29 protein-coding genes and 1 tRNA gene are annotated in these 25,149 nt (G+C 66.1%); 27 read left to right on the top strand and 3 right to left on the bottom strand.

The genetic code is table 11. The annotated features are described in order from the left end of the window. Positions 1-31 precede the first annotated feature (31 nt). The 7 genes from kdsA (at position 32) to truD (ending at position 5,363) form a co-directional block, all read left to right on the top strand. Positions 32-862 carry a 3-deoxy-8-phosphooctulonate synthase gene (gene kdsA, locus N7367_RS03760; protein ID WP_053519722.1) on the top strand — a complete coding sequence of 277 codons (831 nt, stop codon included), beginning with the start codon at positions 32-34 and terminating at the stop codon, positions 860-862. Next, complete coding sequence (locus tag N7367_RS03755; protein WP_128989039.1) at positions 859-1,206, top strand: hypothetical protein; 348 nt, start codon at positions 859-861, stop codon at positions 1,204-1,206. Before kdsA ends, N7367_RS03755 begins: the two co-directional genes overlap by 4 nt. A gap of 251 nt (positions 1,207-1,457) precedes the next feature. After that, entirely contained in the window at positions 1,458-2,750 is a 1,293-nt protein-coding gene (gene eno / locus N7367_RS03750; protein ID WP_053519724.1) for a phosphopyruvate hydratase, read from the top strand. Positions 2,751-2,754: 4 nt separating this feature from the next. After that, complete coding sequence (ftsB, locus tag N7367_RS03745; protein ID WP_279941758.1) at positions 2,755-3,108, top strand: cell division protein FtsB; 354 nt, start codon at positions 2,755-2,757, stop codon at positions 3,106-3,108. After that, positions 3,105-3,803 (top strand): 2-C-methyl-D-erythritol 4-phosphate cytidylyltransferase, encoded by a 699-nt coding sequence (gene ispD / locus N7367_RS03740; protein ID WP_074901198.1) that lies wholly within the window; start codon positions 3,105-3,107, stop codon positions 3,801-3,803. Before ftsB ends, ispD begins: the two co-directional genes overlap by 4 nt. Before the next feature lie 34 nt (positions 3,804-3,837). Further along, positions 3,838-4,335: a 2-C-methyl-D-erythritol 2,4-cyclodiphosphate synthase gene (gene ispF / locus N7367_RS03735; RefSeq protein WP_279941757.1), complete on the top strand. Its 498-nt coding sequence runs from the start codon at positions 3,838-3,840 to the stop codon at positions 4,333-4,335. Further along, entirely contained in the window at positions 4,332-5,363 is a 1,032-nt protein-coding gene (gene truD / locus N7367_RS03730) for a tRNA pseudouridine(13) synthase TruD (protein WP_279941756.1), read from the top strand. The genes ispF and truD overlap by 4 nt, the downstream gene beginning before the upstream one ends. 10 nt (positions 5,364-5,373) lie before the next feature. On the opposite strand, the gene N7367_RS03725 is transcribed toward truD, so the two are convergent. Continuing rightward, positions 5,374-5,913: a Smr/MutS family protein gene (locus N7367_RS03725; RefSeq protein WP_065181254.1), complete on the bottom strand. Its 540-nt coding sequence runs from the start codon at positions 5,911-5,913 to the stop codon at positions 5,374-5,376. Positions 5,914-6,122: 209 nt separating this feature from the next. Between N7367_RS03725 and surE the strand changes: the two genes are divergently transcribed. Genes surE through N7367_RS03705 form a run of 4 tightly spaced genes read left to right on the top strand, consistent with a single transcriptional unit; the run spans position 6,123 to position 8,980 of the window. Continuing rightward, complete coding sequence (gene surE, locus N7367_RS03720; RefSeq protein WP_053519730.1) at positions 6,123-6,902, top strand: 5'/3'-nucleotidase SurE; 780 nt, start codon at positions 6,123-6,125, stop codon at positions 6,900-6,902. Further along, positions 6,899-7,576: a protein-L-isoaspartate(D-aspartate) O-methyltransferase gene (locus N7367_RS03715; protein WP_053519731.1), complete on the top strand. Its 678-nt coding sequence runs from the start codon at positions 6,899-6,901 to the stop codon at positions 7,574-7,576. Before surE ends, N7367_RS03715 begins: the two co-directional genes overlap by 4 nt. 19 nt (positions 7,577-7,595) lie before the next feature. Then, on the top strand, positions 7,596-8,210 hold the full coding sequence (locus tag N7367_RS03710) for a YqaA family protein (RefSeq protein WP_053519732.1): 615 nt from the start codon (positions 7,596-7,598) through the stop codon (positions 8,208-8,210). After that, on the top strand, positions 8,207-8,980 hold the full coding sequence (locus tag N7367_RS03705; protein ID WP_053519733.1) for a peptidoglycan DD-metalloendopeptidase family protein: 774 nt from the start codon (positions 8,207-8,209) through the stop codon (positions 8,978-8,980). Before N7367_RS03710 ends, N7367_RS03705 begins: the two co-directional genes overlap by 4 nt. A gap of 80 nt (positions 8,981-9,060) precedes the next feature. Here N7367_RS03705 and N7367_RS03700 read toward each other — a convergent pair whose 3' ends face one another. Then, positions 9,061-9,435, bottom strand: a complete 375-nt coding sequence (locus tag N7367_RS03700) for an Mth938-like domain-containing protein (protein ID WP_053519734.1) — start codon at positions 9,433-9,435, stop codon at positions 9,061-9,063. 13 nt (positions 9,436-9,448) lie between these two features. Next, positions 9,449-9,754, bottom strand: a complete 306-nt coding sequence (yhbY, locus tag N7367_RS03695) for a ribosome assembly RNA-binding protein YhbY (RefSeq protein ID WP_053519735.1) — start codon at positions 9,752-9,754, stop codon at positions 9,449-9,451. Between the two features lie 65 nt (positions 9,755-9,819). Here yhbY and rlmE point away from each other — a divergent pair, with 65 nt between their 5' ends. From rlmE to N7367_RS03615, 16 genes are all read left to right on the top strand, one after another. Next, positions 9,820-10,452, top strand: a complete 633-nt coding sequence (gene rlmE / locus N7367_RS03690; RefSeq protein WP_053519736.1) for a 23S rRNA (uridine(2552)-2'-O)-methyltransferase RlmE — start codon at positions 9,820-9,822, stop codon at positions 10,450-10,452. Positions 10,453-10,518: 66 nt separating this feature from the next. Next, positions 10,519-12,456, top strand: coding sequence for an ATP-dependent zinc metalloprotease FtsH (gene ftsH, locus N7367_RS03685; RefSeq protein WP_053519737.1), 1,938 nt, complete (start codon positions 10,519-10,521; stop codon positions 12,454-12,456). 103 nt (positions 12,457-12,559) lie between these two features. After that, a complete protein-coding gene (locus N7367_RS03680) occupies positions 12,560-12,745 on the top strand; it encodes a hypothetical protein (protein WP_053519738.1) in 186 nt (61 codons plus the stop codon). 159 nt (positions 12,746-12,904) lie between these two features. Beyond that, a complete protein-coding gene (gene folP, locus N7367_RS03675) occupies positions 12,905-13,801 on the top strand; it encodes a dihydropteroate synthase (RefSeq protein WP_065174930.1) in 897 nt (298 codons plus the stop codon). Continuing rightward, complete coding sequence (gene miaA, locus N7367_RS03670; protein WP_197570952.1) at positions 13,801-14,754, top strand: tRNA (adenosine(37)-N6)-dimethylallyltransferase MiaA; 954 nt, start codon at positions 13,801-13,803, stop codon at positions 14,752-14,754. Before folP ends, miaA begins: the two co-directional genes overlap by 1 nt. A gap of 96 nt (positions 14,755-14,850) precedes the next feature. After that, on the top strand, positions 14,851-15,126 hold the full coding sequence (hfq, locus tag N7367_RS03665) for an RNA chaperone Hfq (protein WP_004152891.1): 276 nt from the start codon (positions 14,851-14,853) through the stop codon (positions 15,124-15,126). Positions 15,127-15,140: 14 nt separating this feature from the next. Further along, positions 15,141-16,451, top strand: a complete 1,311-nt coding sequence (gene hflX, locus N7367_RS03660) for a ribosome rescue GTPase HflX (protein ID WP_128990785.1) — start codon at positions 15,141-15,143, stop codon at positions 16,449-16,451. Positions 16,452-16,571: 120 nt separating this feature from the next. After that, positions 16,572-17,066: a CinA family protein gene (locus N7367_RS03655; protein ID WP_053520002.1), complete on the top strand. Its 495-nt coding sequence runs from the start codon at positions 16,572-16,574 to the stop codon at positions 17,064-17,066. A 34-nt stretch (positions 17,067-17,100) separates the two neighbouring features. Then, positions 17,101-18,783, top strand: coding sequence for a 2-polyprenylphenol 6-hydroxylase (gene ubiB, locus N7367_RS03650; RefSeq protein ID WP_279941792.1), 1,683 nt, complete (start codon positions 17,101-17,103; stop codon positions 18,781-18,783). Positions 18,784-18,872: 89 nt separating this feature from the next. Continuing rightward, complete coding sequence (lexA, locus tag N7367_RS03645; protein ID WP_053520003.1) at positions 18,873-19,508, top strand: transcriptional repressor LexA; 636 nt, start codon at positions 18,873-18,875, stop codon at positions 19,506-19,508. A 204-nt stretch (positions 19,509-19,712) separates the two neighbouring features. Beyond that, a complete protein-coding gene (gene recA, locus N7367_RS03640) occupies positions 19,713-20,750 on the top strand; it encodes a recombinase RecA (protein WP_128990793.1) in 1,038 nt (345 codons plus the stop codon). A 110-nt stretch (positions 20,751-20,860) separates the two neighbouring features. Continuing rightward, positions 20,861-21,355, top strand: coding sequence for a recombination regulator RecX (recX, locus tag N7367_RS03635; RefSeq protein ID WP_111186069.1), 495 nt, complete (start codon positions 20,861-20,863; stop codon positions 21,353-21,355). 109 nt (positions 21,356-21,464) lie between these two features. Further along, on the top strand, positions 21,465-24,113 hold the full coding sequence (gene alaS / locus N7367_RS03630) for an alanine--tRNA ligase (protein ID WP_197600435.1): 2,649 nt from the start codon (positions 21,465-21,467) through the stop codon (positions 24,111-24,113). Between the two features lie 147 nt (positions 24,114-24,260). Next, positions 24,261-24,464, top strand: coding sequence for a carbon storage regulator CsrA (gene csrA, locus N7367_RS03625; protein ID WP_053520007.1), 204 nt, complete (start codon positions 24,261-24,263; stop codon positions 24,462-24,464). A 77-nt stretch (positions 24,465-24,541) separates the two neighbouring features. Then, positions 24,542-24,634: transfer RNA gene (locus N7367_RS03620), tRNA-Ser, on the top strand. Positions 24,635-24,917: 283 nt separating this feature from the next. Next, positions 24,918-25,103: a hypothetical protein gene (locus tag N7367_RS03615; RefSeq protein ID WP_146256229.1), complete on the top strand. Its 186-nt coding sequence runs from the start codon at positions 24,918-24,920 to the stop codon at positions 25,101-25,103. Positions 25,104-25,149: the final 46 nt, after the last annotated feature.

Here is a 25,149-nt window from a genome sequence, read left to right as displayed (position 1 = left end):
TCGATGTAGCGGACAACTCTAAGGAAACGCCATGAAACTGTGTGGATTCGAAGTGGGGCTGGACCAGCCCCTGTTCCTGATCGCCGGCCCCTGCGTGATCGAGTCGATGCAGTTGCAGCTCGATACCGCTGGCAAGCTGAAGGAGATCACCGGCAAGCTCGGTGTGAACTTCATCTTCAAGTCCAGCTTCGACAAGGCCAACCGCACGTCTGGTACCGCTTTCCGCGGCCCGGGCATGGAGGAGGGGCTGAAAGTCCTGGCCGAGGTCAAGAAGCAGATCGGCGTGCCGGTGCTGACCGACGTCCATGAGTACACCCCGATGGACGAAGTGGCTTCGGTCGTGGATGTGCTGCAGACCCCGGCATTCCTTGTTCGCCAGACCGACTTCATCCGCAAGGTGTGCTCGGCCGGGAAGCCGGTCAACATCAAGAAGGGCCAGTTCCTGGCGCCCTGGGACATGAAGCCGGTCGTGGAGAAGGCCAAGGCGACCGGTAACGATCAGATCATGGTCTGCGAACGCGGTGCCAGCTTCGGCTACAACAATCTGGTGAGCGACATGCGTTCGCTGGCGGTGATGCGCGAGACCGGGTGCCCGGTGGTGTTCGACGCCACCCATTCGGTGCAGCTGCCGGGTGGGCAGGGCACCAGCTCCGGCGGCCAGCGCGAACATGTGCCGGTGTTGGCCCGGGCCGCGGTGGCGGTGGGTATCTCCGGTCTGTTCGCCGAGACCCATCCTGACCCGTCCAAGGCCCTCTCCGACGGTCCCAACGCATGGCCGCTGGACCAGATGGAAGCACTGCTCGAAACGCTGATGGAGCTCGATGCGGTGACCAAGAAGCACGGTTTCTCACGCTTCGCGTGAAGTCTGACCCATGGACGGCGCTGGAAACCCAGCGTCGCCGCCGGCACTGGAAACAGTGGCCGTGGGGCCTGATCGCACTGGGCCTGGCGGGGTTGTTCACGGTGGGTGTGTTCGGTCTGGTGCTGATCGGCGCAGCGTCCGTGCGGTCCCCGGGTGATGGCAGCAGCGTGCTCAATCTGCGGGCGTACTTCATGGCGCTGCTGGCCGGCGAGCTGTTGACTGCCGGCGGCTGCATCGCTGCCGCCGTGCTGGCTTGGCGCCTGAATCGCGGCAGGGTGGCCGCCGGGCTGGCGGTTGTCCTGCTTTCGCTGTGGCTCGGTGCGCTGTCCTACGGGATGCTGTGATGAATACGAGCACGTCTGCACGCGATTGGCCCAAGGGCCTGATCGCGCTCAGGCTGGCGGCGCAGGCATGGCACCGTCTGTCCGGCCATGGCCGCTGCTTTGCGGGTGCTTCTGGTATCGCTGCTGCTGCCGGGGCGGGGGCCAGCCGGGGCTGACGCCGTTCGCGCCATTTGGCAACGGGCGGGCAGCCGGGGATAATCACGCGGCATTCGTTTTGTCGCCCCCTCTCCATACAGGTAACCGGCCCGACCATGAGTACGATCCGCAGCATCCACGCCCGTGAAATCCTCGACAGCCGTGGCAACCCCACGCTGGAAGCCGAAGTCACCCTGGAGGACGGTTCGTTCGGTCGTGCCGCGGTTCCCTCCGGCGCCTCGACCGGCACAAAGGAAGCGGTCGAGCTGCGTGACGGCGACAAGACCCGCTACCTGGGCAAGGGCGTGCGCAAGGCTGTCGACAACGTCAACACGACCATCGCTGCCGCGCTGAAGGGCTTCGAGGCCACCGACCAGTCCGGCCTGGACCGCCGCCTGATCGACCTTGATGGCACCGAGAACAAGGGCCGTCTGGGCGCCAACGCGCTGCTCGGTGTCTCGATGGCGGCCGCGCACGCCGCCGCAGCATCCAGCAAGCAGGCGCTGTGGCAGTACCTGGCCGGCAGGACCGGCGTGACCCCGTCGCTGCCGGTGCCGATGATGAACATCATCAACGGCGGCGCGCATGCCGACAACAACGTCGATTTCCAGGAGTTCATGGTGCTGCCGGTCGGCTTCACCTCGTTCTCCGAAGCGCTGCGCGCCGGCACCGAGATCTTCCACTCGCTGAAGTCGGTGCTGAAGGGGCATGGCCTGAGCACCGCGGTCGGTGACGAAGGCGGCTTCGCACCGGACTTCCGCAGCAACGTCGAGGCGCTGGACACCATTCTCGAAGCGATCGGCAAGGCCGGCTACACCGCGGGCGAGGACGTGCTGCTGGGTCTGGACGTGGCCTCCAGCGAGTTCTTCGAGAACGGCAAGTACAACCTGGTCGGCGAGAACAAGCGCCTGACCTCCGAGCAGTTCGTCGACTTCCTTGCCGACTGGGCCGCGCAGTACCCGATCATCACCATCGAGGACGGCCTGGCCGAGAACGACTGGGCGGGCTGGAAGCTGCTGACCGATCGCATCGGCAAGAAGGTGCAGCTGGTGGGCGATGACCTGTTCGTGACCAATCCGAAGATCTTCCAGGAGGGCATCGACTCCGGTACTGCCAATGCCATCCTGATCAAGGTCAACCAGATCGGCACCCTGAGTGAAACCCTGGAAGCGATTGCCATGGCTGACCGTGCCGGTTATGCCGCTGTCGTCTCGCACCGTTCGGGTGAAACCGAAGACACCACCATCGCCGACATCGCCGTGGCGACCACTGCCACCCAGATCAAGACCGGCTCGCTGTGCCGCAGCGATCGCGTGGCCAAGTACAACCAGCTGCTGCGCATCGAGGAAGCCCTCGGTGCCGGCGCGCGTTACGCCGGTCGTGACGCGTTCGTTTCGCTGAAGCGCTGAGGCCATGCGCGATTGGCGCTGGCTGCTGCTGGTGCTGGCCCTGCTGCTGGCATGGCTGCAGTACCGTTTCTGGTTCGGCCCGGGCAATTCGGGGGAAGTGATGATGCTCGAAGCCCAGGTTGCCGGCCAGGAACGGGACAACGAAGGTCTGCAGCAGCGCAATGATGCGCTGGCTGCCGAAGTGAAGGACCTCAAGGAAGGCCAGTCCGCCATCGAAGAGCGCGCACGCAGTGAGCTGGGCATGATCAAGCCCGGCGAGAAGTTCTACCGGGTGGTCGACGACGCGCCGGTTCGTCCGGCGCAGCCGCCGGTGCCGATGCCCGAACAGGCGGGCGAACACCCGGCGGACGTGCCATGAGCGCGGCGATCTGGGTGGTCGTTCCCGCTGCCGGTCGTGGCGCCCGCTTCGGTGCGCCACTGCCCAAGCAGTATCTGCAGGCGGGCGGGCAGATGCTGCTGGCCCACACCCTGCAGGCACTGCTGGCCCACCCGGCCGTTGCCGGCGCGATGGTGGTGATCGGCGAGAATGACGCGGATTGGCCGGGCTGGAGCGAATGGGCAGGCAAGCCGGTGCTGACCTGCACGGGCGGGGCGACCCGCGCCGCCTCCGTGCTGGCCGGCCTGCTTGCGCTGCCGGAGAGCGTCCGCGCCGATGAGTTCGTGCTGGTGCACGATGCCGCGCGGCCCAATCTGTCGCTGGCCGACCTGGGCCGCCTGCTGGAGGTTGGCCGTACCGATCCGGTCGGGGCCATTCTTGCCGCGCCGGTACGCGACACCCTGAAGCGGGCCGGTGACGATGGTGGCATCGACGGCACCGAGCCACGCGAGCGCCTGTGGCGCGCGCTGACCCCGCAGCTGTTCCGCCGCCATCAGTTGATCCGCGCGCTGACCGACGCCGCTGCGTCCGGCGTGGACGTCACCGACGAAGCCATGGCCATGGAACGCCAGGGCCAGCGCCCGCTGCTGGTTGAAGGCAGCGAGGACAACTTCAAGGTCACCACGCCCGCCGACCTGGACCGCTTCGAATTCGTACTTTCCCGCCGCGCCGGCTGAACGCCCGCACGGCCCTGCTGCAAGGGTTGCATCCATGAGCACTGCTCCGTTCCCGCCCGTCCGCATCGGCCAGGGCTACGACGTCCACGCCTTTGGTGAGGGTGACCACATCATGCTGGGAGGCGTGCGCGTGCCGCACAGCCACGGTGTGCTCGCGCACAGCGATGGCGACGTGATCCTGCACGCGCTGTGTGACGCCATGCTCGGCGCGGTGGCGCTGGGCGACATCGGCCAGCACTTTCCGCCCAGCGATGATCGCTGGAAGGGGGCCGACAGCAGCGACTTCGTCCGCCACTGCGACGCTCTCCTGCGTGAGCGCGGCTGGTGCGTCGGCAACACCGATGTCACCGTGATCTGTGAACGACCGAAGGTCGGGCCGCATGCGCTGGCAATGCGTGAACGCATCGCGGCACTGTTGCAGCTGCCACTGGATGCGGTCAGCGTGAAGGCCACCACGTCGGAGAAGCTTGGCTTCACCGGTCGCGGTGAAGGCATCGCGGCACAGGCTGTGGTCCTGCTGGTGGCGGCATGATTCCGCTGCCGCTCGCGTTCGGTGCGCCGCTGCTGCAGGCGCGCATCCGCACCACGCCGGAGGATTTCCAGGTCGACGAGCTGCCGGCCTTTGAGGCCACGGGCGAGGGCGAGCATCTGCTGCTGCATATCCGCAAGCGCGGTGCCAACACCGTGCATGTGGCCAAGGTGCTGGCCAAGTGGGCCGGCCTGCCGGAGATGGCGGTCAGCTATGCCGGGATGAAGGATCGCCACGCGGTCACCACCCAGCGCTTCAGTGTGCATCTGCCCAAGCGCGTCGCGCCGGATCTGGCGCTGCTGGCCAGCGATGATATCGAAGTGCTCGATGCAACCTGGCACAACCGCAAGCTGCAGCGTGGCGCGCTGGCCGGCAATCGTTTCAGGCTGGTGCTGCGCCAGGTACACGGCGATGCAGTCGCAATCAGCGAACGCCTGCAGCAGATTGCCGATCGTGGTTTGCCGAACTGGTTCGGCGAGCAGCGTTTCGGCCGCGATGGCGGCAACGTTCCGGCAGCGCTGGCGATGTTCGGTGGCCGCCGCATGCGCAAGGACCAGCGCGCGCTGCTGCTGTCGGCTGCGCGTTCGGCACTGTTCAATCGCGTGCTTGCCGCACGCGTGGAGCAGGGTGTCTGGGACCAGCCGCTGGACGGTGAGGTGTGGATGCTGGATGGCAGCCGCAGCGTGTTTGGTCCGGAGCCTTACACCGATGCACTGGCAGCGCGGCTGGCCGGGTTCGATATCCATCCCAGCGCGCCGTTGTGGGGAGAGGGCGAGCTGCGCAGTACCGGCGCCGCCCGCGAGCTCGAACTGCGCGCGCTCGACGACGAGGAATCGAAGGCGCTGCGTGCCGGACTGGAAGAGGCACGGCTGAAGCAGGAGCGCCGCGCGTTGCGCCTGCGTCCTGCGCTGCTGCAGCACCAGTGGCTGGCGGAAGATGTACTTGAGCTGTCGTTCGCGCTGCCGCCGGGCTGCTACGCCACCGCGGTCCTGCACGAGCTCGGGCCGGTCGAGGACGCGGCGCAGTCCTGAGCGGATTGCATCAGCGCCGGGACAGCAGCACCAGTACGGCACCCGTTCCGCCCTGGCTGGTCGGCGCCGAATGGAAGGCAAGCACATCATTGCGCAGGCGCAGCAGCCGGTCGACCAGATTCTTCAGGACCGGCGCACCACCGTCGGACTGCAGTCCCTTGCCGTGGATGATGCGCACGCAGCCATACTCATGTGCGTGCGCCTCCAGCAGGAACTGGCGCAGCATGGCCTCGGCCTGCGCTGCGGTCGCGCCATGCAGATCCAGCTCGTCCTGCACCGAGTACTGGCCGCGCTTGAGACGCTGGAACAGCCGCGGTGGAAGGGCGTCGCGCCGGTAGCTGGCCACATCCCCGGCTTCCAGCGGTGCGCTGTCGCGCAACAGCCGGGCGAACTCGCCGGCGGCCTCGGCCTCGTCGCGTTCGGCCATGCGCGCGCGCGGCTTCGGCCGGGCAGCGGCCGGCGCGGGTTCGGCCTCTTTGCGCAGCGGCGTCACTTCGCCGATGGCCGCGCGGAAGAGCGCGGCAGGGTCTTCGTCTTCTGGATGCGACATGCGCACAGGGTAAACCGGTGACGCGGGCCTGCCTATCGCAATGCGAGGCCAGTCGTGACCGCCGGCAGGGTAGGACCTGCGGCTCGCATGCGGCACAATAGACGATGCCCCTGCAGGGTCGTCGGCTTCCGCAGGGAAGCACGACGGTCCCGCCAACACCGCACGGTGACGGAATCGAATTCTTGGAAAATCAAGCGGTTAAATCGAAGATGCGAATTCTGGTCAGTAACGACGATGGCGTCGACGCCGCAGGTATCCGGATGCTTGCCTCGGTACTGCGTGACGCCGGCCACGAAGTGACGGTGGTCGCACCCGACCGCGATCGCTCAGGCGCCAGCAATTCACTGACCCTGGACCTGCCCATCCGGCTCAAGCGCATCGATCACTACACCGTGTCGGTGGCCGGCACGCCCACCGACTGCGTGCATCTGGCGCTGACCGGCCTGCTGGAGTTCGAACCCGACATTGTCGTGTCGGGCATCAACAACGCCGCCAACCTGGGTGACGACGTGATCTATTCCGGAACCGTCTCGGCGGCGATGGAGGGGCGCTTCCTCGGCCTGCCCGCGGTGGCGGTGTCCCTGGTGACCCGCAATCACGATCCCCGTCACTTCGAGACCGCGGCGCGTGCCGCCGTGGAAATCGTCGCCCGCCTCAAGGCCGACCCGCTGCCGGCGGACACCATCCTCAATGTCAACGTGCCCGACCTGCCGTGGACCGAGGTCAAGGGTTTCGAAGTCACCCGGCTGGGCAACCGCCATCGCGCCGAAGGCTGCATCCCGCAGAAGGATCCGCGCGGCAACGAGGTGTACTGGATCGGTCCGGCGGGCCGCGAGCAGGACTCCGGCCCCGGCACCGACTTCCACGCGGTGCGTACCGGGCATATCTCGATCACCCCGATCCAGGTGGATCTGACCCGCTATCAGGCGCTTGAGAAAGTGGCCAGCTGGGTCGGCGGTCTCAGCGCCGCGCTGGACCAGCCGGCATGAGCCCACGCCTGCGCCTGCAACCGGAAGCCGTCGGCATCGGCATGACGTCACAGCGCGTCCGCGATCGTCTGGTCGATCGCCTGCGCGAAGCCGGCATCGTCGACGAGTCCACGCTGAACGCGATCCGGGTGGTGCCCCGCCATCTGTTCATCGACGAGGCCCTGGCCTCGCGGGCCTATGAAGACACCGCGCTGCCGATCGGCCACGGCCAGACCATCTCGCAACCCTGGGTGGTGGCCCGGATGACCGAAGCGGTCGTGCAGGTGGCGCCCAAGCGGGTGCTGGAGGTGGGGACGGGCTCCGGCTACCAGGCCGCCGTGCTTGGTGCACTGGGTCTGGAGGTCTACACCGTGGAGCGCATCGGCGACCTGCTGCGGCAGGCCCGCAAGCGGTTCCGCGCACTCGGCATGAACATCCGCACCAAGCACGATGACGGCCGTGTCGGCTGGGCCGAGCACGGCCCGTTCGATGCCATCGTCGTCACAGCTGCGGCCCCGGCGCTGGTCGACGCACTGATCGAGCAGCTGGCCGAAGGTGGCCGGCTGGTGGCGCCGGTCGGCGGTGCCAGTGCACAGTCGCTGGTGCAGCTGGACCGCAGGGCCGACGGCAGCGTCGAACAGCGCGTGCTGGCACCGGTCACCTTCGTGCCGCTGCTGTCTGGCATGCTGGACTGAATCCACGGAGCAGGGTTGCATGAAGATTTTCGGACCGCTGTACGAGCGGGCGATGAAGTGGGCGGCGCACGAACGCGCGCCGACCTACCTGACGGTGCTGAGTTTTTTCGAGGCGATCATCTTTCCGGTGATGCCGGAAGTGATGCTGGCCCCGATGTGCGTGGCTCAACCCCGGCGCGGCTGGTGGTTCGCGACCCTCAGCCTGGCCGGTTCGATGGTCGGTGCCGTGGTCGGCTATGCGCTGGGTCACTTCGCATTCGAGGCGATCAAGCCGTTGTTCGAAGTGCTGGGCATGTTGCCGGCAATCGAACAGGGCATCACCACCGTGCAGGAGAAGATGGCCGAATCGCCGTGGGCGGTGTTCACGTTCCTGGTCCTGGGCGGCTTCATGCCGATCCCGATGAAGGTCTTCACGTGGGCATCGGGTATCGTCGGCGTACCGATGCCGCAGTACCTGCTGAGCATGCTGATCGGACGCGGCAAGCGCGTGTATGTGCTCGCTGCCGTGATCCGCATCGGTGGAGCGCGCGCCGAAGCGGCGCTGCGTCGCTGGATTGAACCGCTGGGCTGGATCGCCACCGCGTTGGTGGTGGTGCTGATCGCCTGGCTTGTATGGAGGTCGAAGTTCGCATGAGTGCTGATCGTCTGAGCAAGGGAGTGCGCGTCGGCGCGCTGGTGCTGCTGGTTTCCGGCCTGGCTGCCTGTGGCACTGCCACGGTGGTGCGGCCCAATGGCAGTGGTGGCGGGGCGGCGGTCACTACGCCCAAGACTTCGGTGGCCAAGCCGGGGCAGACCGTGGTCGTGCGCAAGGGCGACACGATCTACGCGCTGGCCCGCATCCACGACATCACCCCGGCCGATTTGATCGCGTGGAACAGCCTGGACAACCCGTCGACGATCTATCCGGGGCAGGTCATCCGCCTGTATCCGCCGGGGGCCAGCAGCGGCCGCGCACCGACCACCGTGGTCACCGCGCCGCGCAGCGGCGGCAGCACGGCACCGGCCACGGCACCGGCCGGTCCGGTGAAGAGCAACATCGCCTGGCGCTGGCCAGCCGATGGCGCGATCGTGGGCCGCTACGTGGCAGGCGACGCAACCAAGCAGGGCGTCGACATTGCCGGCACCAGCGGGCAGGCCGTCAAGGCCACCGCCAACGGTGTGGTGGTGTACTCGGGCGCCGGACTGGTCGGCTATGGCGAGCTGATCATCATCAAGCACAGCGACCAGTGGCTGTCGGCCTACGGCCACAACCGCAAGCGCCTGGTCAACGAGGGACAGAGCGTGAAGGCGGGTGAGCAGATTGCCGAGATGGGGCGCACCGGCGCGAATCGCGACATGCTGCACTTTGAAATCCGCTACAACGGCAAGCCGGTCGATCCGCAGCAGTACCTGCCAGCGCGCTAGCGCAGGCAGGTACGGTAGCGCCGGGCCATGCCCGGCGTACGTGCACCAAGGTAGCGCCGGGCCATGCCCGGCGGTGGTCCTCAACCTTCCAGGATGAACGCGGCCGCCACCTTGCGGCCTTCGCCGGCAAGGATGTTGAAGGTGCGCGCCGCGGCAGGGTTGTTCATCACTTCCAGGCCGATCCCGCGCGACAGGCAGGCGGCCATGACCGCAGCCGACGGAAACACCTGCCGCTCGCCGGTTCCCAGCACGATCAATGCAGGACTCAGTGCCAGCACCGGTTCCAGGTCGGCCACCGTCAGCGCCGCCGCATCGGCGACAGGCCAATGTTCGACCAGCTGGTCCGGCGTCAGCAGAAAGCTGCTGGCCAGCACCGTGTCATTGACCTTGGCCGAGCGGCCATCGGCAGCGCGCAGGCTGTAGGCGTAATCGGGCGGCTCGTGGTTCAGCTGCATGGCGGTAGCGCGATCAGCCGCGTGGCAGCACGATCTGGCGCTGCTCCCTGCTCGGGCGATACAGCACGGCAACGTGACCGATGCGCTGCACCAGCGCACTGTCGGTGGCTTCGACGATCTCGCCGATCATCGCGTCCCGGGCCTCGCGGTCCTCGGCTGCGACCTTGACCTTGACCAGCTCGTGGCGCTCCAGCACTTCGTTCAGCTCCGCGATGAAGGCCGGGGTCACTCCCTTGCCGCCGGTCTGCAGCAGGGCCTTCAGGTCGTGGGCTTGGCCGCGCAGGAAACGGGTCTGGGAGGCGGTCAGGGCGATGGACATGCAGGAAAAGACGGTTGAATGGGGGGATCAGGGTATCATGACGGCCCCATCAGCCCCTATTTCCAATGGCAACCCGCAGCAAAAGCAGCCAGCGCTGGCTCAAGGAACACTTCTCCGACCCCTTCGTGAAGAAGGCGCAGGCCGAAGGCATGCGCTCGCGGGCGGCCTACAAGCTTGAAGAGTTGCTTGAACGTGACCGCCTGCTGAAGCGGAACATGGTCGTGGTGGACCTTGGTGCCGCCCCTGGCGGGTGGTCTCAGCAGGTTCGGAGACAGATGGGCGATACCGGCCGCGTGCTGGCGCTGGACATCCTGGACATGCCGCCGCTGGCGGGTGTGGAGTTCCTTCACGGTGACTTCAGGGAAGAAGCCGTCCTATCTCAGTTCGAAGCCATGCTCGGGGACGAGCCGGTGGACCTTGTGCTGTCGGACATGGCCCCCAATAAAAGTGGCATGGACGCGGTCGACCAGCCGCGGATGATGCATCTGGCGGAGCTGGCGCTGGACTTCGCCGACAACCACCTGAAGACCGGCGGGGCGTTCCTGATCAAGCTGTTCCAGGGTGTGGGCTTTGACGACTACGTGCGTGAAATGCGCCGTCGCTACGACAAGGTCTCCATCCGCAAGCCGGAAGCGTCGCGCAAACGCTCTCCCGAGGTGTACGCCTTGGGTCAGGGCAAACGCGCCCACATGAAGTAAGCTCGCAACGTAAGTTTCAACCCCAACGCAACGCCCGCACTAAGAGGAACACCGGAGCCAATGAGGATGAACGACTTGACCAAGAACCTCCTGCTATGGGTGGTCGTCGCCGTCGTGCTGATGGTGGTCTTCCAGAGCTTCTCGCCCAAGTCCTCCGGGGCCGGTGCGCAGGGTGCGTCCTATTCGCAGTTCCTGGACCAGGTGGACAGCGGCAACGTGCAGAAGGTCGCCTTCGGCGGCGACATGCGCGGCGGCACCAGCCAGATCACCTACACCACCCGGGGTGGACAGTCGTCCACCATCACCGCGCCGTTCGATCGCGACCTGATCAACGTGCTGCGCACCAAGAACGTCGAGATCGTGCAGGAGGAGCCCTCCAGCGGCATCTCCCTGGGCGCGATCCTGATGAATTTCCTGCCGGTCATCCTGATCATCGGCTTCTGGCTGTTCATCATGCGCCAGATGCAGGGCGGCGGCGGCGGCGCCAAGGGCGCGATGTCCTTCGGCAAATCGCGCGCCAAGCTGCAGGGCGAGGACCAGATCAAGGTCACCTTCGCCGATGTCGCCGGCTGCGACGAGGCCAAGGAGGAAGTGGGCGAACTGGTCGACTTCCTGCGCGACCCGTCCAAGTTCACCAAGCTGGGCGGCAAGATTCCGCGTGGCGTGCTGATGGTCGGCCCGCCGGGTACCGGCAAGACGCTGCTGGCCAAGGCCATCGCCGGTGAGGCGAAGGTGCCGTTCTTCTCGATCTCCGGTTCGGACTTCGTGGAAATGTTCGTCGGTGTCGGCGCCAGCCGCGTGCGTGACATGTTCGAGCAGGCCAAGAAGCACGCCCCGTGCATCATCTTCATCGACGAGATCGATGCCGTCGGCCGTCACCGTGGTGCCGGCCTGGGCGGCGGTCACGACGAGCGCGAGCAGACCCTGAACCAGCTGCTGGTCGAGATGGATGGCTTCGAGGGTGGCGAAGGCGTGATCGTGATCGCCGCGACCAACCGTCCGGACGTGCTGGACCCGGCGCTGCTGCGCCCGGGTCGCTTCGATCGCCAGGTGGTGGTCGGTCTGCCCGACGTGAAGGGCCGCGAGCACATCCTGAAGGTGCACATGCGCAAGCTGCCGCTGGCCGACGACGTCGAGCCGCTGGTGATCGCACGCGGTACCCCGGGCTTCTCCGGCGCGGACCTGGCCAACCTCTGCAACGAGGCAGCCTTGTTTGCTGCGCGTGGCAACGAGAAGGAAGTCCGCATGGACCACTTCGACCGTGCCCGTGACAAGATCCTGATGGGTGCCGAGCGCCGTTCGATGGCCATGAGCGAGGAGGAGAAGACCCTCACCGCCTACCACGAAGCCGGCCATGCCATCGTCGGCCGCTTGGTGCCCGAGCACGACCCGGTCTACAAGGTCACGATCATTCCGCGCGGCCGCGCCCTGGGTGTGACCATGTACCTGCCTGAGGGCGACAAGTACTCGATGAACCGCGTGGCTATCCAGTCGCAGCTGTGCTCGCTGTACGGCGGCCGCGTCGCCGAAGAGCTGATCTTCGGCACCGACAAGGTCACCACGGGTGCGTCCAACGACATCGAGCGCGCCACCAAGATGGCCCGCAACATGGTCACCAAGTGGGGCCTGTCCGAAGAACTCGGTCCGATCGCCTATGGCGAGGAGGACGACGAAGTCTTCCTGGGCCGCTCGGTGACGCAGCACAAGAGCGTGTCCAACGACACCGCGCGCCGCATCGACGAGGAAGTGCGCAACATCCTCGACAAGGCCTACGCCCGCACCACCCAGCTGCTGACCGACAACATCGACAAGCTGCACACGATGTCGCAGCTGCTGCTGCAGTACGAGACCATCGACGCGCCGCAGATCGACGCCATCATGGAAGGTCGCGAGCCGCCGCCGCCGGCGGGCTGGAACAAGTCGAACAAGGACGGTGGCAGCAACGACAAGGGCGGTGATGCCCGTCCGCTGCCGCCGATCGCCGGTCCGGCCGAATCGCACTGACGGCCCCGCCGCACGTGACATCAGACGAGGCCGGGGCAACCCGGCTTCGTCGTTTCCGGGCCCTCGGCCCACCCCGAAGAACCGATCTGACGCTGGAGCCCGCATGTCCGCCCCGAAGCCCGAACCGATTTCCCACACCGTCGAGATGGTCATCGCCACCGTGGTCGGCGTGGGTGTGGGCCTGGGGGCCGACAATCTGCTGCTGGGCTGCGTGGTGGGTATTGCGATCGGCATCGTCCTGAGCATTGCCAGGACCCTGTACGTGGACCGCAAGCGCCGCCGCCGTTGAGGGGTTTCGGCAGGGCTGACGCCCTGCAACCGGACCGGCCCCGCCTTTCATCAGCAAACCAGCTGTTGCTCTGGCTGTTGTTGTCGCCCTGGCCTCTGCGGGTGCAGGGCGCAGCCCTGCCGAACTAAACTACCCGCCGTTGTCCCTGCAGGATTGCCCATGTTCGATACCTCGCCCCAGCTCGACTGCGCCGGTCGCATCCTGCGCCTGGACCGTGCCCGGGTCATGGGCATCGTCAACGTCACCCCGGATTCGTTCTCTGACGGGGGGCACCATGACACCACGGAGGCCGCAGTCGCGCATGGCCTGAAGCTGGTGGAAGAGGGCGCCGACCTGCTCGACATCGGGGGTGAATCGACCCGTCCCGGCGCTGTACCGGTATCGGTGGAGGAAGAGCTCCGCCGCATCGTTCCGGTCATCGAGCAGCTTGCAGCGCGTACCTCCGTGCCGATCAGCATCGATACCTTCAAGCCTGAGGTGATGCGCGCGGCGGTGGCCGCCGGCGCCGGCATGATCAACGACATCTTCGGCCTGCGCCAGGACGGCGCGCTGGAAGCGGCCGCTGCGGCCAACGTGCCGGTGGTGCTGATGCACATGCAGGGCGAGCCGGGCAACATGCAGGCCGATCCGCACTACGACGACGTCGTTGCCGAAGTCCACGGGTTTCTCGTGCAGCGCCTGTTCGCCGCCGAGATGGCCGGCATCGCGAAGAAGCACCTGGTCATCGATCCGGGTTTCGGCTTCGGCAAGAACACCGCGCACAACATGACCCTGTTGGCGCGTTCGGAGCGTTTTCTGGAACTGGGTGTGCCGATGCTGGCGGGCCTGTCGCGCAAGCGCAGCCTTGGCGAGCTGACCGGGCGTGACGCGCCGGCCGAGCGGGTGGCGGCGTCGGTGGCCGCGCACCTGATTGCCGTGCAGCGCGGTGCGCGTATCGTGCGTGTGCATGACGTCGCCGCCACCGTCGATGCACTGAAGATCTGGCAGGCGGTGGACGCCGTGCCGGCGCCACGCGATGACACCCGGCCGACGATCAGCTGGCCGGACGAAGACTGATGGGGGTTGACCGGCGGCCGCTGGCGATTGCCGTGATGGGGCCGACCGCCAGTGGCAAGACGGCCACCGCGATCGCCCTGGCTCGGCAGCTGGATGGCGAGATCGTCAGCGTTGACTCGGCGCTGGTCTATCGCCATCTGGATATCGGTTCGGCCAAGCCCGACGTTTCCGAGCGCGCACAGGCGCCGCATCACCTGCTGGACCTGCGTGATCCGTGGCAGACCTACTCAGCGGCGGAGTTCGCCGCCGACGCCGGCCGCGTCGTCGCCGACATCGTTGCGCGTGGACGGATGCCGATCCTGGCCGGGGGCACCGGCCTGTACTTCCGCGCCCTGCTGCAGGGACTGTCGCCCATGCCGGAGGCCGACCCGGCCCTGCGCGCCACGCTGGCAGCCGAGGCCGCCGAGCGCGGTTGGGCCGCGTTGCATGCCGAACTGGCGAAGGTGGACCCCGCCGCTGCTGCCCGCATCCATGCGACAGACCCACAGCGGATCCAGCGGGCGCTGGAGGTCTATCGGCTGACGGGAACGCCGATCAGCGAGTGGCAGCGCCGGCCCGGCGTGGCGCCGCTGCCGGTACGCACCCTGAAGCTGGTCCTGGCGCCGCACGACCGGGCAATCCTGCACCGGCGGATCGAGGCCCGCTTCGATGCCATGCTGGCCCAGGGCTTCCTCGACGAAGTGCGCGATCTGCGCGCGATGCCGGAAATGGCCGCTGTCGCGGCACCGCTGGACCTGCCGGCGGTGCGTGCGGTCGGCTACCGCCAGGCTTGGGAGCATCTGGACGGCCGGATCGATGCCGGCGGCTTCCGCGACAAGGCGATCTTCGCCACCCGCCAGCTGGCCAAGCGGCAGCTGACCTGGCTGCGCGGTGAGCTTGACGCGCGCTGGTTCGACCCCCATATCGACCACGAGCGGATGGCCGACGCGGTGTCGACCTTCGTCGCACGCTGAACCGCCGCCAGCCGTGTAACATCACTGTCCGGCGGGCGGCTCGGGGGCCGCGGCGGCCGCCGGCAACCCAATAAGAACAATAATCAGGAGTGAGCAATGTCCAAGGGGCAATCGCTGCAGGATCCTTTCTTGAATGCACTGCGGCGCGAGCGCGTGCCGGTTTCGGTGTACCTGGTCAACGGCATCAAGCTGCAGGGCACGATCGAGTCGTTCGATCAGTTCGTGGTCCTGCTGCGCAATACGGTCAGCCAGATGGTCTACAAGCATGCGATCTCCACCGTGGTGCCGGCACGCAATGTGAAGGTTGGGCCGGGCGGTGGTTATGTGCAGTCGGGTGAAGGTGGTCAGGCAGGTGATGAAGCAGACGAGTAAGACCGGAGCGGTGAATGTTTGACCGCTCGAAAAAGGGTGAACATGCCCTGCTGATCCAGCCGCACTTCGGCAAGCTGGAAGACGACGTGCTGGAAGAGTTCGGTGATCTGGCCCGCTCGGCAGGGGCCAGCATCGCTGCCACGATCACCGCGCGCCTGGACCGTCCCAATCCCTCGACCCTGATCGGCAGCGGCAAGCTGGATGAGATCAAGGCAGCAGCCGACGCCACCGGCGCCGATCTGGTGCTGGTCAACCATGCGCTGAGCCCCGGCCAGGAACGCAACCTGGAACGCTTTCTGGAGCGCCGGGTGATCGACCGTACCGGGCTGATCCTGGACATCTTCGCGCAGCGCGCTCACAGCCACGAAGGCAAGCTGCAGGTCGAGCTGGCGCAGCTGCGTCACCTTGCGACGCGGCTGGTGCGCGGCTGGACCCATCTGGAGCGCCAGCGCGGTGGTTCGATCGGCCTGCGCGGCCCGGGTGAAACCCAGCTGGAAACCGACCGCCGTCTGCTGCAGAAGCGGGTGGAGCAGTTGCAGAAGCGGCTGGAGAAGGTCGAAGTCCAGCGCACCCAGATGCGCCGTGCGCGCGTGCGCAGCGAACTGCCACGTGTGGCCCTGGTGGGTTACACCAATGCCGGCAAGTCGACCCTGTTCAACGCGATGACCGGTGCCGAGGCCTATGCGGCCGACCAGCTGTTCGCGACCCTGGACCCGACGGTGCGCCGCATCGCTGTGCCGGGTGGCAACGTCGTGCTGGCCGACACCGTCGGCTTCGTCCGCGACCTGCCGCACGACCTGGTGGCCGCGTTCCGTTCGACCCTGTCCGAGGCCCGCGAGGCCGATTTCCTGCTGCACGTGGTCGATGCGGCCGATCCGCACCGCGAGGAGCGCATCGCCCAGGTTGACGAGGTGCTGGCTGCGGTCGGTGCGGGTGATCTGCCGCAGCTGCTGGTGTTCAACAAGATCGACCGTATCGAGGGCGCCGAAGTGCGCCACGATGGTCAGGATGGCGTGCCGGACGAGTCGCGCCGCGAGCGGGTCTGGATCTCCGCGCGTGACGGGCAGGGCCTGGAGCTGTTGCAGGCGGTGCTGGGCAAGCGCCTGGGGTTGCAGCATGTGACCGGGGAGCTGCGCCTGCCGCCGGATGCTGGCCGCCTGCGCGCGCGCCTGCATCAGCTGGAAGTGATCCGCAGCGAGCAGGCAGACGAGGAGGGCTGGCTGCTGCAGGTCGACCTTCCGATTGCCGAAGCCGAAAAGCTTGCGGCCAGCATTGATGGCGGGCCGATCCGCGCCCTGCTGCCGGAAAAGCTGCCGGAATGGTGAGATAGCGCCGGACAATCCCGGTACGCGCCGCTGCCTAGTCGGGCGCGTACCGGCCGGGACGCGACACGCGTCTGCGATCTGCGGTACAACAGGCGGGTTCTTCACCCCACTGTCATCTCGATGTCCATCCCTACCGACGCCGACCTCAACGCCCAGGCTGCCGCACTCGGGCAGCGCCTGCAGCAGGCCTCGCTGCAGCTTGTGACGGCTGAAAGCTGCAGTGGCGGCTGGATCGCCAAGACCATGACCGACATCGCCGGTTCCTCGGCGTTCTTCGACTGCGGCATGGTGGTCTACAGCTACGAAGCCAAGCAGCGCCTGCTGGGGGTACGTGCGCAGACGCTGGAGCAGTTCGGTGCGGTGAGCCGCGAAACGGTGCTGGAGATGGTGTCCGGCGCCCTGATCAACTCCGGTGCCGGCATCGCGGTGGCGGTTACCGGCATTGCCGGGCCTGGCGGCGGCAGTCCGGACAAGCCGGTCGGCAGCGTCTGGATCGGCTGGAAGCGCCGTGGCGGATACGCCCGGGCGGAACTGTTCCAGTTCGATGGCGACCGCGAAGCCATCCGCAGGCAAACCGTCGCTGCGGCATTGCACGGTATCGACGCCCAGCTGTGACATGCTGCTGCGGTAATCGTCCGGAGCACGCATGATGTGGGAAACGCTGGGCACCGTCCGTGACCTGGGGAGGCTGCAGGAAATTGCAGCGGTCCTGATCCGTTATGGCTTCGGCGACGTGGTGCGCCGGATCGGCCTGGCCACGGTGCTGGAGCGTGCCGGGCGCCTGCTGCACTGGAATGAGGACCGCCAGCATCTGCTGCGGATGACCGCGCCGGTGCGGGTGCGCAGCGCCCTGCAGGACCTCGGTCCGACGTTCGTCAAACTCGGACAGGTGCTGGCGACCCGTGTCGATCTGCTGCCGCCGGAGTGGATCGCCGAGCTTTCCGAACTCCAGAATGCGGTACCGGCCCTTCCGTATGCGCAGATCCGCGCGCAGCTGGAGGCCGATCTGGGCGCTCCTCCGCAGCAGGTATTCGCCTTCCTCGACGAAACACCGATGGCGGCGGCCTCGCTGGCGCAGGCCCATCGCGCGCGCCTGCTGGACGGCCGCGAAGTGGTGCTGAAGGTGCGTCGTCCCGGCATCCGTGACGTGGTCGAAGCCGACCTGCGCCTGCTGGCACGGCTGGCCGAAATCGTCGAGGCGCGTCTTCCGGATCTGCGCCGTTACCGGCCGGCAGAGGTGGTGCAGCAGTTCACCGTATCGCTGCGGCGCGAACTCGATTTCGCGGCCGAATGCCGCAACGCGGAGCGCATCGCACGCAACTTTGAAGGTCGCGACGACATCCTTGTTCCCGGCGTGCATTGGCAGTGGACCTGCGAAAGCCTGAACGTGCAGGACTTCGTGGACGGCATTCCGGGCCGCGATCTTGCCGGCGTGGACGCAGCAGGGCTGGACCGTCGCGAACTGGCGCGGCGCGGTGCCAACATCGTATTGAAGATGGTGCTCGAGGACGGCAGCTTCCACGCCGATCCACACCCGGGCAACATCATCTATCTGCGTGACGGCCGCATCGGCGTGATCGACTTCGGCATGGTCGGGGCACTGTCCGAAGTGCGTCGCTTCCAGGTTGCGCAACTGCTGCACGGGCTGGTCGAACAGGACCCGCAGGGGGTGGCCGACGTCCTGCTGGACTGGGCCGGGGGCGTGGAGGTGCATGAGAACCGGCTGCAGCACGACATCAGCCAGTTCGTCGACCAGTACCGTGGCGTGCCGCTGAAGGATCTGCGCATCGGCCTGATGCTGGGCGACATCACCCAGTTGCTGCGCAGCTACAGCCTGACCCTGCCGGCCGACCTCGCACTGATGATCAAGGCGTTCCTCACCCTGGAAGGCATGGGCCGGCAGCTCGACCCGGACTTCGACATGGCCAGTGCCGCACGCCCCTTCCTGGAGCGGGTGGTACTGCAGCGCTACGCGCCGCGGGCATTGCTCAAACGCGGCCGGCGCAGCCTGTTGGGAATGATCGACTTCGCCGGCGATCTGCCGCGCGATCTGCGCAAGCTGGTGCAGGCGGCGCGCCGCGGGCGCCTGCAGCTGAAGGTCGAGACCAGTGCGCTGCAGGGCTTTGGCGAGCAGGTGAACCGTGCGGCCAATCGCATGGTGATGGGCATCGTGACTGCAGCGCTGATCATCGGCTCATCGATCGTCATGCACAGCGTCGGTGGGGTCTCCAGCCGCTGGCTGCTGGCGCTCGGGGTTTCCGGATTCGTCGGGGCCGGTATCTGCGGCGTCTGGATCCTGTTCTCCATCTGGAGAAGTGGCAGGCACGACTGAGTGTCGTTCGCTGCGGTATCGCCCGGCACGCTTCGCCTTGTCGTGTCCGGCACTTGCAGTTCCCGCAGTTAGTAGTAATACTACTAACCATGGACCTGACCGACACCCAGCAGGCGATCCTGCAGTTGATCGCCGAGCGTATCGAGAGCGAAGGCGCGCCGCCGTCGCAGACTGAAATCGCACGTGCGTTCGGCTTCAAGGGCGTACGCGCGGCCCAGTACCACCTGGAGGCGCTGGAGCAGGCGGGAGCGATCCGCCGCATTCCCGGCCAGGCGCGGGGCATCCGCCTGGTGCAGGCTCCCCCCGTGGAGACCCTGGCCGAGCCCGGGCTGCCCGAGAGCGTGCTGCGGCTGCCAGTACTGGGGCGGGTCGCCGCCGGCCTCCCTATCGGCGCGGATATCGGCTCGGACGATTTCGTGGTGCTGGACCGGGTGTTCTTTTCGCCCGCGCCGGATTACCTGCTGAAGGTGCAGGGTGACTCGATGATCGACGAAGGCATCTTCGATGGTGACCTGATCGGCGTGCACCGCACCCGCGACGCCCATTCGGGGCAGATCGTGGTGGCGCGCATCGATGATGAGATCACCGTCAAGCTGCTGAAGATCGCGAAGGACCGTATCCGGCTGTTGCCCCGGAACCCCGATTACAAGCCGATCGAAGTGCTTCCCGACCAGGACTTCTCGATTGAAGGCCTGTACTGCGGCCTGTTGCGGCCGAATCGCTGAAGCGTTCGAAGGTGCGTTACCCCGCGGTCTTTTGTGGCGATTCTCTGGTTCCACCGAGGTTGGTACGGATGTCCGATAATTCTTTTCAAAGCGCCGGGCAGAATCTCAGCCTGTGCGATACGTCCGCCTTAAAGTGAACCCATGGCAAAGAAGACCCCCAAAGACAGCACCCCCAACGAAATGACCTCTGCAAGGACCAATACGATGGACGAGAACAAGAAGCGCGCATTGGCTGCTGCTCTGGGCCAGATCGAAAAGCAGTTCGGCAAGGGCTCGGTGATGCGCATGGGCGACCGTGTGGTCGAGCCCGTCGAAGCCATCCCGACCGGTTCGCTGATGCTCGACATCGCATTGGGCATCGGGGGTCTGCCGAAGGGCCGCGTGGTGGAAATCTATGGACCGGAGTCCTCGGGCAAGACCACGCTGACGCTGCAGGCCATCGCCGAATGCCAGAAGATGGGAGGCACCGCTGCCTTCATCGATGCCGAGCACGCTCTCGACCCGATCTATGCCGCCAAGCTTGGCGTGAACGTGGACGACCTGCTGCTGTCGCAGCCCGATACCGGTGAACAGGCATTGGAAATCGCCGACATGCTGGTCCGTTCCGGCTCGGTGGACATCCTGGTGATCGACTCGGTCGCGGCATTGACCCCGAAGGCCGAAATCGAGGGCGAGATGGGCGACCAGTTGCCGGGTCTGCAGGCCCGCCTGATGAGCCAGGCGCTGCGTAAGCTGACCGGCAACATCAAGCGCTCGAACACGCTGGTGATCTTCATCAACCAGCTGCGCATGAAGATCGGCGTGATGATGCCGGGCCAGAGCCCGGAGACCACCACGGGTGGCAACGCGCTGAAGTTCTATGCCTCGGTCCGTCTGGACATCCGCCGCATCGGTGCGATCAAAAAGGGCGATGAGATCATCGGTAACCAGACCAAGATCAAGGTCGTCAAGAACAAGCTGGCCCCGCCGTTCAAGCAGGTAATCACCGAGATCCTGTATGGCGAAGGCATCAGCCGTGAAGGTGAACTGATCGACATGGGCGTGGATGCCAAGCTGGTCGAGAAGGCCGGTGCCTGGTACAGCTATGGCGAAGAGCGCATCGGCCAGGGCAAGGACAACGCCCGCGGTTATCTGCGTGACAACCCGACCGTCGCCGCCAAGCTCGAAGCCGAGCTGCGCGAGAAATTCCAGCCGTCCGAGGCCGTCCGTGAGGACGGCGACGACGAAGGCGACGACGAGTAAGTCTTGCTGTGGGGTAGGGTGACGCCGTCAGTGACGTCGCTCTACCCCGCAGGTTCGAACCGCCCAGGATGGGCAGGGTGCCAGGGACGGCGCCACCCCTGGAGGGATTGATGTCCGACAGCGACGAACCTACCTCGACAGGCCGAAAGCGCCGGCCTCGCGAGCAGACTCCGGTGCAGCGGGCACTGGGCCTGCTGGTCCGCCGGGAGCATTCACGCAAGGAATTGACCCGCAAACTGACTGCGCGGGGTATCGAAGACGAAGCCGCGCAGGCAGCGGTCGCCAAGCTGACCGAGGCGGGGTGGCAGGACGACACCCGGTTTGCCGAGAACCTGGTGCGCATGCGGGCCAACACCGGTTACGGCCCCATCCATGTGCGTGCCGAACTGGGGACCCATGGGCTGGACAGTGCCGCGATTGCCGCAGCGATGGACAGCTACGAGGGCGACTGGCAGGAGAACGCCCGTGATCTGGTCCGCCGCCGCTTTGGCGAGGCCGGCCCACAGGACCTGGCGCAGCGCCGCAAAGCGGCGGATCTGCTGGCGCGGCGGGGCTTCGACGGTGACAGCATCCGCCGTGCGACCCGCTACGACCCTGACGATTGAGACTGGCGGCGCCGGGCCTGATACCCTTTAGGTTTTCGGCGGTCCGTCGCGACCCTGGCCCAGGCGGCCGGTGGTCCGGGTCCGCCGGCCCGCAGACTGCCAGCCCCCAATGAACGCACCCGCCAAATTCACGACCTCCCAGATCCGCAGCGATTTCCTTGAATTCTTCAAGGGCAAAGGCCATACCATCGTGCCGTCGGCACCGCTGGTGCCTGGCAACGATCCGACCCTGCTGTTCACCAACTCCGGCATGGTGCAGTTCAAGGACGTGTTCCTCGGTGCCGAGAAGCGCAGCTACGTGCGCGCGGCCGATGTCCAGCGCTGCCTGCGCGCGGGTGGCAAGCACAACGATCTTGACCAGGTTGGCTACACCGCCCGCCATCACACTTTCTTTGAAATGCTGGGCAACTGGTCGTTTGGTGACTACTTCAAGAAGGACGCGATTGCGTGGGCGTGGGAGCTGCTGACCCAGGTCTGGAAGCTGCCGGCCGATCGCCTGCTGGTGACTGTCTACCAGACCGACGACGAAGCCTACGAACTGTGGCGCGACATGGTGGGGGTGCCGGAAGAGCGCATCGTGCGGATCGGCGACAACAAGGGCGCGCCGTTCGCGTCGGACAACTTCTGGCAGATGGCCGACACCGGCCCGTGTGGTCCGTGCACCGAGATTTTCTACGACCACGGCGACCACATTGCCGGCGGTCCTCCGGGGTCGCCGGATGAGGATGGCGACCGCTTCATCGAGATCTGGAATCTGGTGTTCATGCAGTTCGACCGCCAGCCGGACGGCACTCTGGTGCCGCTGCCGGCGCCGTGCGTGGACACCGGCATGGGCCTGGAACGTCTTGCGGCGATCCTGCAGCATGTCCACACGAACTACGAGATCGACCTGTTCCAGGCTCTGATCCGCAAGGCCGCCGAGCTGACCGGTACCTCCGACCTGGAGAACAAGTCGCTGCGCGTGATTGCCGACCACATCCGCGCCTGCTCGTTCCTGATCGTCGATGGCGTCCTGCCTTCCAACGAAGGACGGGGCTATGTGCTGCGCCGTATCATCCGCCGCGCCCTGCGTCATGGTTGGATGCTGGGTGTGCGCCAGCCGTTCTTCAGCAAGCTGGTGCCGACGCTGGTTGCACAGATGGGCGAGGCCTATCCGGAGCTGCCGGCGGCAGCGGACACCGTGACCCGCGCGCTGCAGGCTGAGGAGGAGCGGTTCGCCGAGACGCTCGACGCCGGCATGAAAATCTTCGAAGACGTTGCGGCGAGGGCCGGCAATGGCGTGATCCCGGGAGGTGACGCCTTCCGCCTTTACGACACCTATGGCTTCCCCCTGGACCTGACCCAGGACATCGCCCGCGAGCGTGACCTGACGGTCGATATCGCCGGGTTCGATGCGGCAATGGAACAGCAGCGCGAGACCGCGCGTGCCGCGGGCAAGTTCGGCGGTGGCGTGACCCTGCCGGCCGAGCTGGTGGCGACGCTCACCCCGACCGTGTTCCTGGGCTACGACCGCCTGCAGGCCGGTGACCTGACCGTGCTGGCGCTGCTCAAGGAGGGGCGTCCGGTGCAGTCGGCCAGTGCCGGCGATGCCGTCATCGTCATCACCAACCAGACGCCGTTCTATGCCGAGTCCGGCGGCCAGGTCGGCGATACCGGCGTAATGACCGGCAACGGCGTGCGCCTGGCGGTGGAAGACACCCAGAAGTTCGCGGGCCAGTTCCACGGCCATGTCGGTACCCTGACCGAAGGCGACCTGAAGGTGGGCGATGTGCTGGCTGGCGAGGTCGACGGTGAGCGCCGCGGCGCCACCATCCTCAACCACTCGGCCACCCACCTGCTGCACGCGGCCCTGCGCGAAGTGCTGGGTACGCACGTGCAGCAGAAGGGCTCGCTGGTGGCGCCGGACCGCCTGCGTTTCGATTTCTCGCATTTCCAGCCGATCAGTGCCGAAGAACTGGCCGTGATCGAGCGCAAGGTCAATCAGCAGGTGCGTGCCAACAATGTTGCCGAAGTGCACTCCATGGGCATGCAGGAAGCACTCGATTTCGGCGCAATGGCACTGTTCGGAGAGAAGTACGGCGAACAGGTCCGGGTACTGAAAATGGGCGACTATTCCACCGAACTGTGTGGTGGCACCCACGTCAAGCGCACCGGTGATATCGGCCTGTTCAAGATCACCTCGGAAGGCGGTGTCTCCGCGGGCGTGCGTCGCATCGAAGCGGTCACCGGTCAGGGCGCCCTGGATTACGTCGATGCCGAAGAGGCGCGGTTGTCCGAGGCGGCCGAGCTGCTGGGTGGCAGTGCTGCCGACGTGGTCGAGAAGATCCGGGCGCTTGGCCAGCGCCAGAAGCAGCTGGAACGTGAACTGGAAGCGGTGAAGGCCAAGGTTGCCGCGGGTGCGACCGCCGACCTTTCCAGCCAGGCGGTCGAGGTCGCGGGCGTGAAGGTGCTGGCGGCCCGCCTGGAGGGCTTCGACGCCAAGGCGCTGCGCGATGCCGTGGACCGCCTGAAGCAGCAGCTGGGAGACGCGGTGATCGTGCTGGCAGGTGCCCAGGACGGCAAGGCCGCCCTGGTCGCCGGCGTGAACGGCAGTGCAACGGGCCGGGTCAAGGCCGGGGAACTGTTGTCGCATATCGCCGGTCAGATCGGGGGCAAGGGCGGCGGACGCCCGGACCTCGCCCAGGGTGGTGGCGAGGACGGGCCCGCCCTTGCCACTGCACTGGCTGCCGTCGTCGAATGGGTCAGCCCCCGCCTGTGATGAAGCCTGCCGTCCCCCTTCTTGTAGGAGCGGGACGGCTGACGGTACCATTGCGAATCTTTTCCCTTTGTCGTGGTAGCGCTTCTTGACGAAGCGTCAAGCCGGTGGGGGATACCCTTCCACACGGTTCCATGGAGACTTACAAAAATGTTGATCCTGACTCGCCGCGTCGGCGAAACCTTGATGATCGGTGACTCGGTGAGCGTCACCGTGCTCGGCGTCAAGGGTAACCAGGTACGTATCGGCATCACTGCGCCGAAGGACGTCGCTGTGCATCGCGAAGAGATCTACCAGCGCATCCAGCGTGGTGACGAAGCCGGCAGCGCCGGTGGTGAAAATTCTGCGGAATAAGGCTTTACCTTCGCGCGTGATTAACGTTATGATTCACGCCCCGCTGAGGTGCGACGCACCCCCGCGGTGAAATCCCCGGAGTGATGCCCGAGTGGCCGAAGGGGCTCCCCTGCTAAGGGAGTATAGGGTCAAAAGCTCTATCGAGGGTTCGAATCCCTCTCACTCCGCCAGATACACAGAAGCGCCTGCAGATCCTCGATCTGCGGGCGTTTTTCTTTTTGCGGCCTTGGACACTTGCTTGGACACCCTGTCATGCGAATAGCGCACTACCTGGGCCGTGGTACCACCTTCCGCTTCTACATTCGGCCGAATGTGCCGAGCGATCTTCAATCTCTGCTGGCTGCAAGGTCATCAAGCGCGCCACGGCACAACCCGCACGCGTGTCGCCACCGCCTGTGCGCTGGTGTTGCAGGCAGGCTATGCTCAAGTCTTCTGGCGCTAAGGAGAGCTATCATGAGACAGGGCGAAACAGCTGAGTCCGAAGACTCCAAGAATGCAGTGTCCGAGGCTTATTACGTCTTCCGAGTAAAGAAGCGCGATGTGCATGGTGTTTCATTGGTCGCTGCGATTTGGTTCATTTGGAGTCAGGGCGGTGAAGTTGTAAATCTGTTCAAGAATTTGTTCGAAGCTCTCGCTTGATTGCCTGGCCTCATAAGGCGTTCAAAGCCCTCGCCTGCGAGGGCTT

It is taken from the genome of Stenotrophomonas sp. GD04145 (genome assembly GCF_029835135.1).
Taxonomy (GTDB): Bacteria; Pseudomonadota; Gammaproteobacteria; order Xanthomonadales; family Xanthomonadaceae; genus Stenotrophomonas; species Stenotrophomonas maltophilia_P.
Note: the sequence above shows the minus strand (reverse complement) of the source record. Positions and strands in the feature narration are given on the sequence as shown.

What these genes read in the sequence shown, in the direction of transcription:
- truD (WP_279941756.1), top strand. Translation starts at nt 4,332, where the DNA reads ATGATTCCGCTGCCGCTCGCGTTCGGTGCGCCGCTGCTGCAGGCGCGC.
- ftsB (WP_279941758.1), top strand. Translation starts at nt 2,755, where the DNA reads ATGCGCGATTGGCGCTGGCTGCTGCTGGTGCTGGCCCTGCTGCTGGCA.
- N7367_RS03725 (WP_065181254.1), bottom strand. Translation starts at nt 5,913, where the DNA reads ATGTCGCATCCAGAAGACGAAGACCCTGCCGCGCTCTTCCGCGCGGCC.
- hfq (WP_004152891.1), top strand. Translation starts at nt 14,851, where the DNA reads ATGTCCAAGGGGCAATCGCTGCAGGATCCTTTCTTGAATGCACTGCGG.
- ubiB (WP_279941792.1), top strand. Translation starts at nt 17,101, where the DNA reads ATGTGGGAAACGCTGGGCACCGTCCGTGACCTGGGGAGGCTGCAGGAA.
- miaA (WP_197570952.1), top strand. Translation starts at nt 13,801, where the DNA reads ATGGGGGTTGACCGGCGGCCGCTGGCGATTGCCGTGATGGGGCCGACC.
- kdsA (WP_053519722.1), top strand. Translation starts at nt 32, where the DNA reads ATGAAACTGTGTGGATTCGAAGTGGGGCTGGACCAGCCCCTGTTCCTG.
- N7367_RS03655 (WP_053520002.1), top strand. Translation starts at nt 16,572, where the DNA reads ATGTCCATCCCTACCGACGCCGACCTCAACGCCCAGGCTGCCGCACTC.
- N7367_RS03705 (WP_053519733.1), top strand. Translation starts at nt 8,207, where the DNA reads ATGAGTGCTGATCGTCTGAGCAAGGGAGTGCGCGTCGGCGCGCTGGTG.
- N7367_RS03680 (WP_053519738.1), top strand. Translation starts at nt 12,560, where the DNA reads ATGTCCGCCCCGAAGCCCGAACCGATTTCCCACACCGTCGAGATGGTC.
- csrA (WP_053520007.1), top strand. Translation starts at nt 24,261, where the DNA reads ATGTTGATCCTGACTCGCCGCGTCGGCGAAACCTTGATGATCGGTGAC.
- eno (WP_053519724.1), top strand. Translation starts at nt 1,458, where the DNA reads ATGAGTACGATCCGCAGCATCCACGCCCGTGAAATCCTCGACAGCCGT.
- ispD (WP_074901198.1), top strand. Translation starts at nt 3,105, where the DNA reads ATGAGCGCGGCGATCTGGGTGGTCGTTCCCGCTGCCGGTCGTGGCGCC.
- rlmE (WP_053519736.1), top strand. Translation starts at nt 9,820, where the DNA reads ATGGCAACCCGCAGCAAAAGCAGCCAGCGCTGGCTCAAGGAACACTTC.
- recX (WP_111186069.1), top strand. Translation starts at nt 20,861, where the DNA reads ATGTCCGACAGCGACGAACCTACCTCGACAGGCCGAAAGCGCCGGCCT.
- N7367_RS03715 (WP_053519731.1), top strand. Translation starts at nt 6,899, where the DNA reads ATGAGCCCACGCCTGCGCCTGCAACCGGAAGCCGTCGGCATCGGCATG.
- surE (WP_053519730.1), top strand. Translation starts at nt 6,123, where the DNA reads ATGCGAATTCTGGTCAGTAACGACGATGGCGTCGACGCCGCAGGTATC.
- ftsH (WP_053519737.1), top strand. Translation starts at nt 10,519, where the DNA reads ATGAACGACTTGACCAAGAACCTCCTGCTATGGGTGGTCGTCGCCGTC.
- alaS (WP_197600435.1), top strand. Translation starts at nt 21,465, where the DNA reads ATGAACGCACCCGCCAAATTCACGACCTCCCAGATCCGCAGCGATTTC.
- N7367_RS03615 (WP_146256229.1), top strand. Translation starts at nt 24,918, where the DNA reads ATGAGACAGGGCGAAACAGCTGAGTCCGAAGACTCCAAGAATGCAGTG.
- ispF (WP_279941757.1), top strand. Translation starts at nt 3,838, where the DNA reads ATGAGCACTGCTCCGTTCCCGCCCGTCCGCATCGGCCAGGGCTACGAC.
- hflX (WP_128990785.1), top strand. Translation starts at nt 15,141, where the DNA reads ATGTTTGACCGCTCGAAAAAGGGTGAACATGCCCTGCTGATCCAGCCG.
- N7367_RS03710 (WP_053519732.1), top strand. Translation starts at nt 7,596, where the DNA reads ATGAAGATTTTCGGACCGCTGTACGAGCGGGCGATGAAGTGGGCGGCG.
- N7367_RS03700 (WP_053519734.1), bottom strand. Translation starts at nt 9,435, where the DNA reads ATGCAGCTGAACCACGAGCCGCCCGATTACGCCTACAGCCTGCGCGCT.
- lexA (WP_053520003.1), top strand. Translation starts at nt 18,873, where the DNA reads ATGGACCTGACCGACACCCAGCAGGCGATCCTGCAGTTGATCGCCGAG.
- recA (WP_128990793.1), top strand. Translation starts at nt 19,713, where the DNA reads ATGGACGAGAACAAGAAGCGCGCATTGGCTGCTGCTCTGGGCCAGATC.
- yhbY (WP_053519735.1), bottom strand. Translation starts at nt 9,754, where the DNA reads ATGTCCATCGCCCTGACCGCCTCCCAGACCCGTTTCCTGCGCGGCCAA.
- folP (WP_065174930.1), top strand. Translation starts at nt 12,905, where the DNA reads ATGTTCGATACCTCGCCCCAGCTCGACTGCGCCGGTCGCATCCTGCGC.